Raw genomic sequence first — 15,695 nt, forward strand, 5'->3', positions numbered from 1 at the left:
TTCTCGCCCCGCGTGGGACGGCGGCGTTTTGTTCGTGCGGCGTGGCGCTTCTCGCCCCGCGTGGGACGGCGGCGTTTTGTTCGTGCGGCGTGGCGCTTCTCGCCCCGCGTGGGACGGCGGCGTTTAGTTGGTGCCACGTGGCGCTTCTCGCCCTCGCGCCGGACGGCAGCGTTTTGTTCGTGCGACGCGGGCACTTTCGCCCCCGCGCCGCACCGTAGCGTTCGGTCAGGTGGCGTAGGCGCGCATCGCCTCCTCGTTGGAGGGCAGGCCGTAGCTGCCGATGAGCCAGGCGAAGTTGCCGTATGCCCGTTCCAGGAACAGCCAGGTCGACGGGGACCCGGCCAGCGCGCGGACCACTCGTTTCTGGCGCTCGGTGAGGGCGTCGAACGGAGTGCCCGCGACGATCGGGCCGCTTGGGAAGACCCGCCGCAATGCTTCGCCGACCACCGGCAGCGCCTCGGCCCCGGACACCGTCGGCAGACGGCGCAGCAGGACGTCGAGCGCCTCGTCGGACTCGTCGGGCAGCACCAGCGCCAGCGACCGCGCGGCATAGCCGGCCAGGTCACCGTCGAGATAGGGGACCTCGGTGGCTTGGCCGCCGGCCGCCCAGCTGAGCAGCTCGTCAACCACTTGTCGCTGGGCCGCCGGCCCGTGCGCCCTGGCCAGCGCGATGGCGGCCCCGCCCCGGACGACTTCGCGCGAATCGCCCAAGGCGCTCGCGATCGCGTCCTCGGCGAGCACGCTCCCGGCCGTTTCGCCGAGGAGTCCCAGCGACAGGGCCGCAGTCGCTGCTACGGACCCGTCGTCATCGGCGAGCGCCTGGGCAAGCGCAACAGAGCTGGGTGAGCCGACTGCGGCGATCGGCACCTCTGGAGTGGGTGACGGCAGGGCAGCGGCGTGAACCTCAGGGCTGGGGGAGGGCAGCGTCGTGGCATGCACCTCGGGGCGGATGGGTGAGGGCCGTGCGGAGGTGGACGTCTTCGGGCTGGGTGGGAGGGGCTCGTCGGGGCTGGATGAAGAAAGGCCGGGGCTGGGTGCAGGGAACCAGCCCAGGGCGTACGCGGCCATTCGCCGTACGGCCGGGTCGGGATCCTTCAGCAGCGACACGAAGAGCGGAACCCCCGCGGCGACCGCCTCGTAGGCGTTCAGCTCGATGCGCGCCTGCAGCCGATCCTGATCGGACTCGGGCAGGGAGGCGAGCCGGTCCCACGCGCCGCCGTCGCGGAGCAGATCGGCGCCGCCGGCCGCGGCGGATCGCAGCTCGGTGAGGGGGAAGCTGCCGGGCAGGTAGGACTCGTCGGAGCCGACGGCCAGGGCGACCAGCAGCTCGATCACCGACTCTCGGGACGGTGTGGCCGGGGCGGCCGCCAGCTCGAGCAGGAACGGCACGGCGTGCGAGCTGGCCTCGTAGCGCGTGCCCTGATGAAAGATGGTGCCGAACAGGCTCCACAGTGATTTCTTGCGCACGTCGGCGTCGTCGGAGCACAGCGCCCGCAGCTGAGCGGGCACATCGTCAGCGGGGCCATAGGCGTGATGAAGGTCGGACCAGGGCACGTCATCCAGCTTTTCGAGCACGGCGCGACCCTACTTCGCCCCTACGACAATTTTGCGCGGCGTGGCAGGGTGGAACGATGTCGGGCGAGGTCGAGGTGTTCGAGCGGTCGCGGGGCCGGCTCGAGGCGATCGCCTATCGGCTGCTGGGGTCCGCTCAGGACGCTGAGGACGCCGTGCAGGACACGTTCCTGCGGTGGCAGGGGGCGGAGCGGCAGTTCATCCGTACGCCGGAAGCCTGGCTCACCAGGACGTTGACCAATGTGTGCCTGAATCAGCTGACCTCGGCCCGGGTGCGGCGGGAGAGCTACGTGGGGCAGTGGCTGCCCGAGCCGGTGCTCGACGGTGACCGGATGCTCGGGCCGGCCGAGACCGCCGAGCAGCGCGAGTCGGTGTCGATCGCGATGCTGGCGCTGATGGAACGGTTGCCGGCCACCGAGCGGGCGGTCTACGTGCTGCGCGAGGCGTTCGGCTACCCGCATGCCGAGATCGCGCAGATCCTCGACATCAGCGAGTCCAACAGCCAGCAGTTGCTGCGGCGGGCCCGGCAGCACCTCGTCACCGAGCACGTCGCCGCCTCCCGCAAGAGCGTCGATGCCGCCGCCACCCGCAAGATCGTCGAGGAGTTCCTGGCCGCGGCGCTCAGCGGCGAGGTCGAGCCGCTCGTCCGGCTGCTGACCGACGACGCACGCGCTGTGGCCGACGGTGGCGGCGAGGTTCCCGCCCGCAGCGCGCCGATCAGCGGCCCCCTGGCCATCGCGCGGGCGCTGCGTGGTGGGCTCAACGCCGACACGATCCAGCGTTTCATCGGCGACGTCCGGGTCGGCTTCTACGCGGCCGTGGTCAACGACGGCCCGGCGGTGGTGGTCGCGGCCGGCGGCGTCAAGGTTCTCGGGGTGATCTCGCTCGACGTGGCGCCCGGTGGCATCGCCGCCCTGCACATCCAGGCCAACCCCGAGAAGCTGCGGCGGCTCGCCGACCGGTGGCGGGCGAGCGACGACGATGTGATCCAGGTCATCGGCTGACCTGTCAGGAAAGGCGGCCCGGCCCGGTTCAGGAGGCACGCCTACCGGACAGGAGCGCCATCCATGAAGCACCGCATCGTCGTCCTCGGAGCCGGGTACGCCGGAGCGCACGCCGCGGGTCGGCTGGCCCGCCGGCTGCATCCGGACGACACCCAGGTCACCCTGGTCAACGCCGACCCCGACTTCGTCGAACGGATCCGCCTGCACCAGCTCGCCGCCGGCCAGGATCTGCCGCACCGCCCGCTGCGGGACGTCTTCGCGGGCACCCCCGTCGAGCTGCTGCCGGCCTGGGTCACCGGCATCGACGCCGAGCGCAGGACCGTGGTTCTGGGCGACCGCGAGATCCCGTACGAAACCCTGGTTGTCGCCCTGGGCAGCAGCACCCGGGTCGAGCCGGGACGCCATCACGTGTCGAGCCGGGCCGCCGCGCTGCGACTGCGGGAGCGGCTCAGCGAGCTCAGCGCGGGCGAGACCGTGCTGGTCGTGGGTGGAGGCCTGACTGCCATCGAGGCCTCGACCGAGATCGCCGAGTCGCGACCGGACCTGCAGGTGCGGATCACGGCACGCCAGGGCGTCGGGACGTGGCTCAGCGACAAGGCGCAACACCACCTGCAAGCGGCTCTGAGCCGGTTGTCCATCACCGAGGTCGCCGAGCAGCAGGACGCCGCGGTGACGGTCTGGACAACGGGATTCAGCGCGACCCCGATGGCGGCGGGCTCGGGCCTGACAGTCTCCGACGTGGGCCGCATCGTCGTCGACGGCACCATGCGCTCCGTGTCACACCCCGACGTGTACGCCGTGGGCGACGCCGCCTCCGCCGCGGGCCCGGACGGCCGTCCGATGCGGATGTGCTGCGCGTCGGCGGTGCCGATGGCGTGGCGTGCCGCCGATGCCATCGCCGAGAGCCTGACCGGGCGACGGGCGAAGGAGCTCCCGCTGCGCTATTACGGGCAGTGCATCAGCCTGGGACGGCGTGACGGCATCCTGCAGATCACGACGGCTGACGACAAATCGACGTCGACCGTCGTCACGGGCCGGCGGGCGGCGCGGATCAAGGAGTGGGTCTGCTCCGGGGCGGCCTGGGGCACGGCCCACCCGACCATGATGGTGCCTACCCGGCGCCGTCACATCCGGAGTGCTCCGGGCGCGTCGGCCGGCACGACCGGGCGTACGGGGGAAACCGCGGGCAATCTGCGGTAGGGCGCACCGAGCGGTGGCCGCGGGTCGGGCTCGCCCGCGTTGGGCCACAGCGAGAGCGCCCGCTCGGCCATGGCGGTGATCGTCAGCGACGGGTTCACGCCCAGGTTGGCGGCCACCGCCGAGCCGTCGACGACGTGCAGGCCGGGGGGGCCGAAGACGCGGTGGTACGGGTCGATGACGCCCGCCCCGGCCGACGTGCCGATCGCGCAGCCGCCCAGGAAGTGACCGGTCACCGGGCGTCCGGCCAACTCGGTCACGGCGCCGAGCGGCACGCCGTCGACCAGCGAGGCGGCGCGCCGGGCCACGTCATGGGCGGCCGGCACCCAGTCCGGGTTGGGCGCGCCGACGCCTTGGCGGGTCCGCAGCCGGCCGCGTTTGCGGTGCACGGTGACGGAGTTGTCGAGCGACTGCATGGCCAGCAGCACGACGGTCTGTTCCGACCAGTGGCGCGGCCAGGCCAGCAGGCGCAGGTTCCGGCGGTCGCGCACGAGTTCGCGCAACCCGGCCGCGAGCCGGGAACGGCCGCCCGCGTCGTCGACGAGCACGGTCGACATCAATGCCAGCAGGTTGCTCCCACGGCCGTAGCGGACGGGTTCGACGTGTGTGTCGGCGTCGACGTGGATCGACGAGGTGATGGCGACGCCCCGGCTGTAGTCGGTGTCGCGGCGGCGGGTGCGGGGCCCAGGATCGACTCCGAGTTGGTGCGGCTGAGCTCGCCGAGCCGGGGCGAGAGGTGGGGCAGGCGGCCGCGGTCGCGCAGGCGGTGCAGCAGGCGCTGGGTGCCGAGCGCGCCCGCGGCGAAGACGACCTGCCCGGCGGTGAACGTGCGACGGCGGATCCCGCCCGTGCGGCGGGTGCGCACGGTGAATCCGCCGGATGCCCGGGTCCGTACGTCGGTGACCGTCGTCAGTGGATGGACCGTGGCGCCGGCCCGCTCGGCCAGATACAGGTAGTTCTTGACGAGCGTGTTCTTGGCCCCGACCCGGCAACCGGTCATGCACGACCCGCAGAAGGTGCAGCCTTCCCGGGCTGGTCCGGCGCCACCGAAGTAAGGGTCCTGCGCTGCGGGCCCGAAGTGCACACCCACCGGCGTACGCCGGAAGGTCTTCTCCACACCCAGTTGAGTGGCCACCTCGAGCAGCACCCGGTCGGATGCGGTCTCCTGCGGATTGCCGGCGACGCCGAGCATGCGCCGGGCCTGGTCGTAGGCGGGCGCCAGCTCGGCTCTCCAGTCGGTGACCGCCGCCCAGCGCGGATCCGCGAAGAAGCGGTCGGGCGGTTCGTAGAGGGTGTTGGCATAGCCCAGCGACCCGCCCCCGACCCCGGCCCCCGACATGATCAGCACATTGTCGAGCAGGGTCAGCCGCAGAATGCCGAAGCAGCGCAGCGCGGGCGCGAAGAGATAGCGGCGCAACCGCCACGACGTGCGCGGCAGCTCGTCGTCAGCGAAGCGGCGGCCGGCCTCGAGGACGGCCACCCGGTAGCCCTTCTCGGTCAGCCGCAGCGCGCTGACGCTGCCGCCGAATCCTGATCCGACGACGAGCACGTCGTCACCGTACGCCATGGCGTACGGTGACATCGTTGTTGGCGGCATGTCAATAAGCGGGGTGGGTCGCGTGCGGTGTCACCGGGAGGGCGCCGGAAGTCCGCTCGTGCTCATTCATGGGATCGGCAGCCGGTGGCAGGTGTGGAAGCCGGTGCTGCCCGCGCTGGCCGCACAGCACGATGTGATCGCGGTCGATCTGCCGGGTTTCGGGTCGTCGCCGCCGGACGGTGGGCCGGGCGACGTGCCGCACCTCGCCGACCGGGTCACCGAGTTGCTCGATGCGCTCGGCGTCACGCGGCCGGCGGTGGGCGGCAGTTCGCTGGGTGGGGCAGTCGCACTGGAACTGGGACGCCGGAGGGTGGCGCGGGCGGTGACGGCCTTCGCCCCGGTCGGCTTCTACGGCTCGGTCGGGGCTCGATGGTGTCAGGCGACCGTGGGGGTGGCGCGCAGTGGTGGCGCTCTGCTCGGGGCGGTTCTGCCTGCCCTGCTGCGGACCCGGGCCGGGCGAGCCGCGCTGTGCGGGCTCTTCTACGCGCGTCCGCTGCGTCTGACCCCGGACGAGGCGGTGGACGATGCGCGTGCGTTGGTGGCCGCGCCGGGATTCGCCGGTGCCCGGCGCGAGCTGGGGACGTGGCGCTTCGCCGGGGCGGGTGCCGTGCCGACGACGATCGCCTGGGGGACGCGCGATCTCGTGCTGCCCTACGGTCAGGCGAGGCGCGCCCGGCGGCTGCTTCCCGAGGCCCGGCACGTACGGCTGAAGGGGTGCGGTCACCTGCCGTTCGGCGACGATCCGGCGGCGTGCGCGCGGCTGCTCCTCGAGACTGCCTGAAGCCTATTGGCACACCGTCAACAGGCTGCTACTTTCGGCACACATCCTCGACGGCTAAGGCGGTCAGCCATGAGCCACTCCACATTGGTCGAAGCTTTCCGGCGTACGGTCGCCGCGCGCCCCACCGAGGTCGCGCTCCGCGTCGCGATCAGCAAGCCCCGGCACCTGATCGTCATCGACGACCCGCCGACCGTGCCGGCGGGAACCGATCTCGACCTTGACACCGCGACTGTCGCCGCCGAGGACCTGCTGACGCTGGTCTACACCTCGGGCACGACCGGCCGGCCCAAGGGCGTCGAGATCACCCACGCCAACCTGGTGGCGATGCTCGAGGCCACGGCCCCGCTCGTCGGCGTGCGCCCCGGCGACCGCGCCATCTCGTTCCTGCCGGCCGCGCACATCGCCGACCGCTGGGGCTCGCACTACATGAACACGTGGTGCGGCACCGAGCTGACCACGCTCGACGACCACCGGAAGATTCTGGCCGCGCTGGTCGAGGTGCGGCCCACCCTGTTCGGCGGCGTGCCGCAGGTGTGGCAACGGCTGGTCGCCGGCATCCGCCACTTCCCGGACGAGACGGTGCGCGCGGCGGTCGGCCAGGCGGTGCAGGCCGCTGTGGGACTCCGGCGGGCCGGACGGCCGGTGCCACCCGAACTCGAGGAGCGGGTGTTCGGTCCGCTGCGCGCGCGACTCGGCCTCGACCAGGTGCGCGTCGCCATCACGGCTGCCGCGCCGACCCCGCCCGCGATCATCGACTACGTGAACGCGCTCGGCGTGCCCCTGGTCGAGGGCTGGGGCATGTCGGAGGTGTCCGGGCTGGGCGCGATGGTGCCACCCGGCCAGGTGCGCACCGGCTCGATCGGCCTGCCCGTGCCCGGCCTCGAGACGCGCCTGCTCGACGACGGCGAACTGCTCGTCCGCGGCCCGATGGTGACCCGCGGCTACCGCGAGGGCACGCCGGCCGTCGACGAGGACGGCTACCTGCGCCTGATCGACCGCAAGAAGGAACTGCTCATCACCAACGGCGGCAAGAACATCGCACCCGCCGGCGTCGAGCTCGCCCTGCGTACGGCCTGCCCGATCATCGCCCACGCGGTGATCATCGGCGACGCCCGCGACTACCTGACCGCGCTGATCGTCATCGACCCCGAGTTCGCGCCCGATCCGCTCGACCCGGTCGTCGGCCGCATGGTGGCGGCCGGTGTCGCGGCGGCGAATGCGACCCTGTCGCGGCCCGAGCAGATCAAGGCGTACGAGATCGTGCCCGACCAGTGGCCGCCCGGCGGCGACCTGGTCACCCCGACGATGAAGGTCCGCCGGCACGCGGTCCTCGAGCGGTACGCGGCCCAGGTCGAAGACCTCTGCAGCCGGTGAATCCCCGGATCGTCGTCATCGGAGCCGGCTTCGGCGGGACAGCGGCCGCCGCCGCCCTGCTGAAGGCCGGCTTCGACGATGTCGTGGTGCTGGAGAAGGCCCCGTCGATCGGCGGGGTGTGGCGCGACAACACCTATCCGGGCTGCGCGTGCGACGTTCCCGCGCCGCTGTACTCGTACTCGTTCGCGCCGAATCCACTGTGGAGCCGACGTTTCCCGTCGCACGACGAGATTCTCGGCTACCTGCGGTCGACGGCGGCCGCGCTCGGCGTGGAATCCAGGGTGCGGGTCAACGCGGAGGTGACATCGGCGGTCTGGTCGGACGGCCGATGGCTGGTCACGACCCGGGACGGTCTCGTGGTCGAGGCGGATGTGCTGGTGCCGGCGGTGGGCCAGCTCGGCAACCCGGTGCTGCCGCCGATCCCGGGCGAGTTCGCCGGGCCGGCTGCGCACACGGCCCGGTGGCGTGCGGATCTGCCGATCGACGGCGCCCGCATCGGGGTCATCGGCACCGGGGCGAGCGCCATCCAGCTGGTGCCCGCGCTCGCCGGCCGCGCCGCTCACGTAACCGTCTTCCAGCGCACTCCACCATGGACGCTCCCACGTCCGGATCGCCGCTACGGCGCCGGTCGCCGTTTCGCGTACGGGAAGATGCCCGCGCTGATGAAGCTGCCGCGAGCCGGCGTGTGGGCGATGACGGTGGTCACCGGCCGAGCCCTCGCCGGCGGCCGGGTGGCGAGCGCCTTCGTGCGCACGGTCTCTCGGGTCCAGCGCCGTATCCAGGTGCGCGACGCCGCCCTGCGGGCCCAGGTGACACCGGACGAGCCGATGGGCTGCAAACGGGTGCTGTTCACCGACCGGTGGCTGCCGGCGCTGTCCCGCCCCGACGTCTCCCTGGTCACCGAGAAGATCCTCGAGAAGACCCCGTCCGGCGTACGAACCGCGGACGGCACAGTCCACCGGTGCGACCTGCTGATCTACGCCACCGGCTTCGCCGCCACCGACTTCCTGGCCGGCATGACGGTCGAAGGCCGCAACGGCCGCCGCCTGACCGACGAATGGGCGACCGGCGCCTACGCCCACCTGGGACTGGCGATTCCCGGCTTCCCCAACCTCTTCCTGATGTACGGCCCCAACACCAACTCGGGCAACACGTCGGTCCTGTATTTCCTGGAGCACCAGGCCGCCTACATCGTCCAGGCCGTGCAACGCCTGGCCGCCGGCGGCCGCCCCCTGGAAGTGCGCCGCTCGGTGGCCGCGGCCTTCGACAGCGAGATCCAGCGCCGCCTGACCGGCAGCGTCTGGACAGCCTGCCGGAGCTGGTACCGCAACGCCGCCGGCCGCATCGTCACCAACTGGCCCGGCACGGCCTCCGAGTACCGTCGCCGGGTCGCCCGCCTCGACCCCACGGACTACGAGCCCTCGTCGTAACGTGCTGTCATGACCAACGGCCCGGCCCGCTTCGGCGGACGCAACGACGTGGAACTGGCGATAGTCCTGGACTGCGCCGACCTGGAACGGTCGGCGGCCTTCTGGTGCGGTGTGCTCGGCTACCGGTCCGAGCCCAGCTCACCGGGCCGCTACCGGACTTTGCTGCCGCGCGACGGCAACGGCATCGAGTTGTTGCTCCAACGAGTGCCCGAACCCAGAACCACCAAGACCCGCCTGCACCTGGACCTGCGCGTGCCCGACCTCGAAGCCGAGACCGCCCGCGTGACAGCGCTCGGCGCCCGCCGTCTCACCACCGACCCCATCGAGGAACACGGCTGGACCTGGCACGTCCTGACCGACCCCGACGGCAACGAGTTCTGCATCCTCCAGCCACCGTCCCAGGTCGAATGAACGCCGAGCCGGGGTCGTCCTCGGGGTACTTGACGACCACGTAGGGCCGGCGACGCTCGGGCTCGTCCGATGACTCACGTCGTGCGGCTCATCCGGGCGAACGACAGGACGAAGATGGTCGACAGCAGCCAGCCGATGAGGGTGGCGATGTTCAGCCACCAGTCGACGAGCCCGCCGTGCGGCGCCTTGGCGTTGGCGTACCAGGTGGCCCGCTGACCGAGCGAAATCAGTGGCACTACGGTGTCGACGGCATAGAGAGCCGGGCTGAAGCAGCGCACCTGGCCTTCGCCGCAGGCGTCGGCCCGAGGCTTCCGGCCGCTGCCGTGGGCGAAGGAGTTGGGCAGTCCGTCGTCGGGCGCGACGGAGACGAGGCGGCCGTCGGTGGCGTAGACGTTGCCCCGCTCGTCGGTGGCCCGCATGGTGTCGCTGACAGCCGGTAGCTGGAAGGAGAGGGCCACTGCGACCAGCAGGCCGAGCAGGAGCCAGAGGACCCGGCTCGGCCGGAACCCGTAACCCACCGTCCACCCGAAGGCGGCGTCGAGCGCACGCCGGAGCGGCTTGGTGCGGCCGGCGCGGCGCGCCTCGTGGCGCTGTTCGATGAGGATGGCCTCGGCCTCGGCGGTGTATCCGTGGCGGCGGAACACCGAGGCGAGGTGCTCGTACGGCCCGGCGTCGTACACGGTCTGCCTCTTCAACCAGTCGCTGCGCTTCCGGTGATCCCAGGCGACGGCGTTGCCGGGGCCGTCCGGGTGGACGAACCGGTCGTAGGTCAGTCCGGAGACGATGAACTGCCCCGGCCATCGCTCGGGGTGGTCGGCCAGCAGGGGAGTCGTCGCGTTGGTGAAGTCGACGCTCGGGGTCGCCCGCGCCCAACCGAGGTAGAGGCCGCCGCGCGCGGTTGCCGAGGCGGCGTCGATGGCCTGCACATAGCGCTGCTGGTCCGTGATGCGAGGGCACTCGAACCTGCCGTCCCGGCAGTCGAGCCGCCCGTCGATGGTGATCCGGTTGAGTAGCACCGCGCCGCGGGAATGGAAGCCGTTCCTCAGCGCGACGGAACCGCCGACCGAGCAGTCGTAGAGCGACAGGGCCACGCCGCCCGGGTTGTCGAGGACCGCGCCGGCGGCGTCGATCTCGCCCTTGACAGTGGCGCCCCGGAAGCGCACCCAGCCCCGGTCCGCGTGCAGGCCGGACAGCCACAGGTCGCCGTCCACCGTCAGGCCGGAGCCGGTGATCAGACGACCGGCGCGGGGGTGGCTCAGGCACGTCCCGCTGAGGACCAGGCGTCCGTGTACGTGCAGGCCGACCAGGAGCGTCTCGCCCTCCACCCGGGTGCCGGGCGACAGGAGCACGCGCGACCGTACCTCGCTGTTGGCCAGGTTGAGGGCGATCTGCCCAGGGGCGCTGAACACACAGGCGCCGTCCACGGTGAACGATCCGAGATCGCTGAGCGACACATCGGTGCCTCCGACGATGCGGCAGTCGCCCTCCAAGGTCAGTTCGCCACCCACGCTGAGGCGGGGAGCGTTGATCGCGCTGCCGGTGGTGCGCTTGCTTCCGTACGGACCGGCGAGCGGCACGGGCGAGGCGGCGGTGACCGTGGCGTCCCGGACCAGGAGCTGACCACCGATCCGAGCGTTGCCGAGGTCGATCCGGCCGGTGATCGTCGCACCGTACTGCCCACCTGCATGCGGTCGGCCTGCAGGGACCGCTCGCCCGCGGTGGTGATGGTCGTGTCGACGCAGAGCAGCCGGCCGCCGACGTTCGCCTCGCACAGCCAGATCGCTGCCCGCTTGGACGTGCTGGCGCTCGTCCGGTGTGCACCGGTGACAGCCGAGCGGGAGAGGTCCAGATCGCCGCGAACCTGCAGCCCGTTGGCGAGCAGGCCCGGCAGGCCGGGCGAGTCCACGATGAGCAGGCTCGACACTTGGGCGTTCTCGAGGATCGGAGCGGCCTCGAAGGCGCAACTCTCGAATCGCAACGGGAATTCGACCGACGTGCCGGCCAGATCGAGTTGCCCCAGCACGCGAATCCCCCTCAGGCGGATCCCGCGCGGGTCCACCTGGGGCGCTCCGGTCGTGCAGCACCGCCGGATCACTTCGGCGTCGATGGTCCGGCGCCCGCTGCCGTCGACGATCCCGCCGAGCCGGCTGGTGCGAAGGAGCTCGCGATAGGTGACCGGCCGCGTTCGCATGGTCGTCACCGTATCGGCCCCGCGAACGAATTCGCGGGGCCGACACGTCAGCGCGTCAGGCGGAAGCTCTGGGCGGCGGTGCCGTTGCAGGTGTACTGCACGAGTTGGACGCTGTCGGCCTGGGAGGCGGCCGGGACGTCCAGGCACTTGCCGCTGTTGCGGTTGACGAAGTGGTAGTAGCCGCCGCCCTCGGTGACGGGCTGCCACTGCTGGTTGTTGCCGCCGCCGTACGTCCACGTCTGGATCGGGGCGTTGTCGGTGGTGGACACGTTGGTCACGTCCAGGGCCTGGGCGGCGTTTCCCCGCTGGTTGATGCGGACGTAGCCGCCGCTGGTCGGGGCGAACTGGTACTGCTGGGCGTTGCTGCCGTTGCAGGCGTACTGCTGGATCGCGATTCCGTTCGTCGTGCCGGCGGCTCGGGCGTCGAGGCACTTTCCGCTGTTCTTGTTGACCACGGGGTACCAGGCGGCCGGGTCGATGGGCGCCTCGGTGGGCGGCTGACCGCCGCCCGCGCCGGCCAGCCACTTGATGCTGTTGATCAGCCAGGTGTTCTGCTGGGGGCTGGCGAAGGTGGACGACGTGCGGGTGTTGGTCTCGTAGTTCATGGCGTTGTGGCCGAAGTTGGTGTAGATCATTTTGTAGTTCCGGTTGGACCAGATCAGCGGGTAATAGCCGCTGCGCCACTGCTGGTTCGGGTCGGTGCCGACCGGGAAGCTGGACGCGTCGATCGACGCCAGGATGTCGATGTCGGGGTTCTGCCGCAGGTCACGGCTCCAGGAGTACCACTCGCTGACCGCCGACGGGATTGTCGCGGGCAGGCCGGCCGTGGTCGGGTGCGTGCCGAGCCGCAGCGTTTCTGCCGTCGGGCCCCACGTGTTGGTGGCGAAGTTGCCCGAGCCCAGGAACGTGTTGTAGTACCAGCTCCAGTCGTTGGCGTTCGTGGTGAACGCGCTGACGTGGAAGCCCAGGAAGCCGCCGCCGTTCTCCATGTACTGCTGGAAGGCAGCGCGCCGGTTCGCCGGGGGAGCGTCGTCCAGGAACATGATCACCTGGTAGCCGGCCAGGCCGGACGCGCTGAGCCGGCTCCAGTCGGTGGTCGCCTCCCAGGTGAAGCCGTTCTGGGCTCCGGCCTGGGGGAACCACTCCCGCGCCTCCTTGTCGAAGTCGATGTGCGCGGCGTCGTACGTTCCGTTGTAGAAGGCGAGCACCTTGAACGGGTCGGCGGCGTGCGCGGGTTGCACCGGCACGGCGACGACGCCGAGGAGGACGGCGGCGGCCGCGAGGGCGCGTTTGAGCAGACGCATGGCGATACCTCAGGGGATGAGTGCGGGGATGGTGGGGAGCGGCGCCGCGCTCTCATCCTGAGGCATCGACAGGACTTGATACAAGCAATAGTTAAGCTAATTTCCAAAAGGGTCGTACGCGGTGCCGTCGCACCAGCGGAGCACGGGCCCGGCCTCGATCGACACCGGCCGCTCGGCGACGATGACACCGATCCGGCGTTCGGGCCGGCCGGCAGCCGGGTTTAGAGCGGCTGGGCCAGCCGGCGCAGCATCACCCCGGTGTACGGCGAGTCGGCCCAGACGATCGACGCGGGTTCGGCCAGTCCGTCGAGCCGGTAGCAGGCCCGGATTCCCGCCTCCACCGTTGCGCGGCCGGCCGGCGCGGTCAGCCACGCCCACTCCAGCCAGCGCGGGTCGGCGCGGACCGGCACGCCCGCGAGCACCTCGGCCGGGTCGGCCAGCCGGGTCAGCCACGGGGCCCGGCCAGGGGCGCTTCCCAGGGGCGCCAAGCCATGGCGGCCTGCGCGTGCCGGGCGTCCTGCCGTGACCGCCCGGGCCTGGACGCTATGTTCCGCGCCCGGTTCCGCGTCGCCTCGTCCGGGTGCAGGAGCCCGGCGCCGATCGCCTCCGGACCGGCCGCGTCCACCCGTCGTTCCAGCGCTTCGGGATCGGGCGGCGACGTGGCGCGCCACGCCCGGTCGTCCACGCCCGGCGCGAGCTCGGCCCGCACGGACGCGCGGAGGGCATCGTCGGACAGCAGCCGATCGAGGTGTCACGCGCGCAGCGCCTCCTCGGCGCCGGGTCGCTGACCCGGGAGCGCCCGCTGCCCGACGACCTGGGTCAGGAGCGCCCCGACCGTATCCACGCCGGTCAGTTCAGAGAGCGGGCCAGCTCCGCGTTGCGCGCAGCGAATTCGGACCATTCCGGCGGCGTACGGTCGAGATAGCGCCGCGAGGCGGCCGGGGCGCACGCCCGTTGCTCCCACCGGTCGAGCCGCCCGGCGCGCATCTGGAACTTCACGAGCACACCGTCCGCGTACCCGTACACCTCGAAGTCGGAGCCGGCCGCCAGCAGCGTCACCTTCTGCTCGGCCCCGATCCACGCGACCGCCTCGATCTCCTGCTGGATCCGGCCGGCCAACTCGAACGCCAGGTTCGCCGAGGCCCGGTCGCGCAGGAGCGCCAATTCCCGCCGTACGCCGGAAAGCGCGGCCACCTCGCGCCGCAGAACGGCCTTGACGGAAGCCAGCATCGCGTCCCGGTCCTCGGGGCCCACACCCCGGATCCGGGCCAGGTCGCGCAGCCCGCCGTCGAGCCGCTCGTCCGTGTACCGCAGCGGCAGCACGCGCTCGAGCCCCGACACCGCGAGCCGGGCCTGCGTGCCACCCAGGTACGGCCCGAAGTCGGCGGCCACGCCCGGCCGCCAGTGCGCCAGCTCGATCCTCGACGCCGACGTCCGGATGCAGAAGGGCGCCTCCAAGCCGCCGCGGATCCGGTTCCACCGCGGCTTCGAGCGCTCCAGCAGGTTGCGTTCGAGCCAGGCCGCCTCGTGCACCGAGTCGCAGGCGACCGCCTCCACCCGGGCGATCTGCGGAACCATCCGCCGCAGATGCCGCCGGTCCCGCAGGTCACCCCAGTACGACCCGACCCGGCTGCGCAGATGTGTGGCCCGCCCGACATAGAGCACCCGCCCACCGGCGTCCCGGAAGCGGTAGACCCCGGGCGCTGCCGGCAGGTCGGCGCCCGGACGATTGCTCACCGGCGAAGAGTAGATCCCCGTCAGACGTACGCCGAAGGCAACTCGCCGATCGGGGGCGCCTCCTCCTGCCCGCGCAGGATCGCCTCGAGCAGCTGGGTGCGGGCGGCGCTGCCGTCGCCGGTCGGGGGCCAGTGGATGAACAGGTAGGGCCTCAGGAAGATCGGCAGGGCCTTGGACGGGTCGGTGGCCCACACCAGCGGCAGGTACTTGAGCTGGTCGTTCCGCGCGCCGATGTCCTGCTGGATCTGCTTGATCTCGTAGGCCAGGCCGCCGTCGAGGTCGTCGGCCCGCCGGGCGTACGCCTCGGTGCAGACCAGGACGACGCGGTCGGCCTGCTCGATCTCGTTCTGCATCCACTGCTGAAGGTTCATGCCGGCCATCAGGTGCCACAGGTCGAGACGGGCGTTGACGCCGTTGCCGCGCAGGAACCGGCCGAGCTCGCGCACCCAGGGCCGCACGATCTCGGGCCGATCGGCCGTGTAGCTGATGAAAACCCGGGCCGGCGCGGCTGCGGTGTGCACCCGGGTCGCCGAGCGATCGCCGGCCGGCGGCAGGGCGGCCCGGACGGCGGGTGACGGCTGGTCCGCGGCGGGCAGCCCGTCACGGTGGCGGACCAGATCCTCGTACGTCTCCGGAGCCGGCACGAAGACGTGCAGGGTGGCCTCGCGCGACGCGGTGGCCAGGAAGCCGGCCGTCAACCGGTCGAGCACGTCTTCGGCGGGCAGGCGCCCGGAGCCGGAGCCGAGGAGCGGCGCCGAGAGCTTCTGCGGATAGGGCGCCGCGGTCGTGGCCTGGCCGAGGGCGCGGCCGATCCGCTCGATCGCGGGCAGGTTGCTGCGGGTGCCCTTGACCGAGACGGCCCAGGCGACCTGCTGGGCCAGCTGCTCCGCGCCGTCGAAGCGGGCGATCTGGACGGTGCCGAGCAGGCCCGGGGCCGGCCGCGCGATGTTGTGTACCCGGAGGCGTTCGCCGACGAACCTGGTCGTGGTGCCGGAGGTCGAGCAGGGCAGGACGATGAGGTCGCAGGGGCGGGAGAACATGTCGCCGTGCACCAGTCGGACGCTGCCCATGAGCCAGCATCCAAGCGGGGCCGGGCC

General features: G+C 71.9%; 13 protein-coding genes and 1 pseudogene. 6 read left to right on the plus strand and 8 right to left on the minus strand.

The genetic code is table 11. The annotated features are described in order from the left end of the window. Window positions 1-225: 225 nt before the first annotated feature. Complete coding sequence (locus KXC43_RS18285; RefSeq protein WP_221377288.1) at window positions 226-1,575, minus strand: HEAT repeat domain-containing protein; 1,350 nt, start codon at window positions 1,573-1,575, stop codon at window positions 226-228. Window positions 1,576-1,631: 56 nt separating this feature from the next. Here KXC43_RS18285 and KXC43_RS18290 point away from each other — a divergent pair, with 56 nt between their 5' ends. Further along, the gene (locus KXC43_RS18290) at window positions 1,632-2,576 is read left to right on the plus strand and encodes a sigma-70 family RNA polymerase sigma factor (protein WP_221377289.1); all 945 of its coding nucleotides are present in this window, start codon (window positions 1,632-1,634) and stop codon (window positions 2,574-2,576) included. Between the two features lie 63 nt (window positions 2,577-2,639). Next, window positions 2,640-3,776: an NAD(P)/FAD-dependent oxidoreductase gene (locus KXC43_RS18295; RefSeq protein ID WP_221377290.1), complete on the plus strand. Its 1,137-nt coding sequence runs from the start codon at window positions 2,640-2,642 to the stop codon at window positions 3,774-3,776. Here KXC43_RS18295 and KXC43_RS18300 read toward each other — a convergent pair. Next, window positions 3,701-5,340 (minus strand): annotated as a pseudogene (locus KXC43_RS18300) (GMC family oxidoreductase N-terminal domain-containing protein). The gene KXC43_RS18295 and the pseudogene KXC43_RS18300 sit on opposite strands and share 76 nt — an antisense overlap. A gap of 88 nt (window positions 5,341-5,428) precedes the next feature. On the opposite strand from KXC43_RS18300, the gene KXC43_RS18305 reads away from it, so the two are divergent. The 4 genes from KXC43_RS18305 to KXC43_RS18320 all read left to right on the plus strand — a co-directional run bounded on the left by KXC43_RS18305 (window position 5,429) and on the right by KXC43_RS18320 (window position 9,366). Continuing rightward, window positions 5,429-6,151: an alpha/beta fold hydrolase gene (locus KXC43_RS18305; protein ID WP_308129137.1), complete on the plus strand. Its 723-nt coding sequence runs from the start codon at window positions 5,429-5,431 to the stop codon at window positions 6,149-6,151. A gap of 69 nt (window positions 6,152-6,220) precedes the next feature. Then, the gene (locus KXC43_RS18310) at window positions 6,221-7,525 is read left to right on the plus strand and encodes an AMP-binding protein (protein WP_221377292.1); all 1,305 of its coding nucleotides are present in this window, start codon (window positions 6,221-6,223) and stop codon (window positions 7,523-7,525) included. Continuing rightward, a complete protein-coding gene (locus KXC43_RS18315) occupies window positions 7,522-8,955 on the plus strand; it encodes a flavin-containing monooxygenase (RefSeq protein WP_308129138.1) in 1,434 nt (477 codons plus the stop codon). The genes KXC43_RS18310 and KXC43_RS18315 overlap by 4 nt, the downstream gene beginning before the upstream one ends. A 9-nt stretch (window positions 8,956-8,964) precedes the next feature. Further along, window positions 8,965-9,366: a VOC family protein gene (locus KXC43_RS18320; RefSeq protein WP_221377293.1), complete on the plus strand. Its 402-nt coding sequence runs from the start codon at window positions 8,965-8,967 to the stop codon at window positions 9,364-9,366. Between the two features lie 74 nt (window positions 9,367-9,440). On the opposite strand, the gene KXC43_RS18325 is transcribed toward KXC43_RS18320, so the two are convergent. The 6 genes from KXC43_RS18325 to KXC43_RS18350 form a co-directional block, all read right to left on the minus strand. Further along, a complete protein-coding gene (locus KXC43_RS18325; protein WP_221377294.1) occupies window positions 9,441-10,943 on the minus strand; it encodes a hypothetical protein in 1,503 nt (500 codons plus the stop codon). After that, window positions 10,859-11,557: a hypothetical protein gene (locus KXC43_RS18330; protein ID WP_221377295.1), complete on the minus strand. Its 699-nt coding sequence runs from the start codon at window positions 11,555-11,557 to the stop codon at window positions 10,859-10,861. Before KXC43_RS18330 ends, KXC43_RS18325 begins: the two co-directional genes overlap by 85 nt. A gap of 47 nt (window positions 11,558-11,604) precedes the next feature. Continuing rightward, the gene (locus KXC43_RS18335) at window positions 11,605-12,861 is read right to left on the minus strand and encodes an RICIN domain-containing protein (RefSeq protein WP_221377296.1); all 1,257 of its coding nucleotides are present in this window, start codon (window positions 12,859-12,861) and stop codon (window positions 11,605-11,607) included. A gap of 221 nt (window positions 12,862-13,082) precedes the next feature. Further along, window positions 13,083-13,349, minus strand: a complete 267-nt coding sequence (locus tag KXC43_RS18340) for a hypothetical protein (protein WP_221377297.1) — start codon at window positions 13,347-13,349, stop codon at window positions 13,083-13,085. A 361-nt stretch (window positions 13,350-13,710) separates the two neighbouring features. Beyond that, window positions 13,711-14,598, minus strand: a complete 888-nt coding sequence (locus tag KXC43_RS18345) for a GIY-YIG nuclease family protein (RefSeq protein WP_221377298.1) — start codon at window positions 14,596-14,598, stop codon at window positions 13,711-13,713. A gap of 20 nt (window positions 14,599-14,618) precedes the next feature. After that, entirely contained in the window at window positions 14,619-15,668 is a 1,050-nt protein-coding gene (locus KXC43_RS18350; RefSeq protein WP_221377299.1) for a toll/interleukin-1 receptor domain-containing protein, read from the minus strand. Window positions 15,669-15,695: the final 27 nt, after the last annotated feature.

Origin of the sequence: Paractinoplanes polyasparticus (assembly GCF_019710575.1) — a bacterium.
Taxonomy (GTDB): domain Bacteria; phylum Actinomycetota; class Actinomycetes; order Mycobacteriales; family Micromonosporaceae; genus Actinoplanes; species Actinoplanes polyasparticus.

Bases quoted from the DNA above. Each gene is read 5' to 3' on its own strand.
- KXC43_RS18290 (WP_221377289.1), top strand. From the start codon at position 1,632: ATGTCGGGCGAGGTCGAGGTGTTCGAGCGGTCGCGGGGCCGGCTCGAG.
- KXC43_RS18295 (WP_221377290.1), top strand. From the start codon at position 2,640: ATGAAGCACCGCATCGTCGTCCTCGGAGCCGGGTACGCCGGAGCGCAC.
- KXC43_RS18310 (WP_221377292.1), top strand. From the start codon at position 6,221: ATGAGCCACTCCACATTGGTCGAAGCTTTCCGGCGTACGGTCGCCGCG.
- KXC43_RS18320 (WP_221377293.1), top strand. From the start codon at position 8,965: ATGACCAACGGCCCGGCCCGCTTCGGCGGACGCAACGACGTGGAACTG.
- KXC43_RS18330 (WP_221377295.1), bottom strand. From the start codon at position 11,557: ATGCGAACGCGGCCGGTCACCTATCGCGAGCTCCTTCGCACCAGCCGG.
- KXC43_RS18335 (WP_221377296.1), bottom strand. From the start codon at position 12,861: ATGCGTCTGCTCAAACGCGCCCTCGCGGCCGCCGCCGTCCTCCTCGGC.
- KXC43_RS18350 (WP_221377299.1), bottom strand. From the start codon at position 15,668: ATGGGCAGCGTCCGACTGGTGCACGGCGACATGTTCTCCCGCCCCTGC.